We start from the raw sequence: 693 nt of genomic DNA on the forward strand, positions 1-693 counted from the left end.
TTCCCGCATACCACCCTGTACTTCGGCGAGGACCGGGACGGCAATGCGCCAGCGGCCAACATTCGCCTGGCAGATGATCGTGTGGTGTCTACTCAAGAGGGCAACGACGGGTAATCCCCGCATTGGACTCATGAAAAAGCGTCTGCAAAAGCAGGCGCTTTTTTCGTTATGAGGCCCAATCTCGGCAGGTTTGCCAGCGTGTTGCATGCTGCGTGAAGCATGCTGCAGCCGCAGAGCGGCAAAAAAAAGGGCCGGCAAAGTGCCGACCCTGAAAGTCACCGGAAAAGGGAGAGCTCGGTGAATTGGAAAACGGTTAAGCGGCTTCCTCTTTGAGGAGGTTGCCAAGCAGGGCCTCGAAGTTTTGCAGCTGCTCGCTGTTATCGTGATCCCACGGATGAAAACCGGGTTTGAACCAGTCGAACCAGGGCTTGGTGATGTTCAGGAAAATCCCTTTGCGGCCCCAGGTGTGTTTGGCCACGGCGCGCCAGCCTTTCAGGTCGGTCAGGCCGCCCTTGATGCGCACGTTATGCAGGTAGAAGGGAATGAACAGGGCAAAGAAAATGCCAGTGGCCAGCACCAGGGTGCCGCTGCGCAGGGCGTAGGCGCCCAGGTTGCTGTCGTCGCCGATCACCGTGCGGTACACATCGAAGGCCACAGCCTTGTGTTCGGTTTCTTCCAGGGCGTGCCAGTTCC

At 58.2% G+C, this 693-nt stretch carries 1 protein-coding gene; it reads right to left on the reverse strand.

Annotated features, from left to right (window positions below; translation table 11 throughout):
- Positions 1 to 313: 313 nt before the first annotated feature.
- A partial coding sequence (locus tag A3730_RS20565) for a metal-dependent hydrolase (RefSeq protein WP_197477553.1) occupies positions 314 to 693 on the reverse strand: 380 nt, incomplete at its 5' end.

Source organism: Alcanivorax sp. HI0044 (assembly GCF_001634945.1).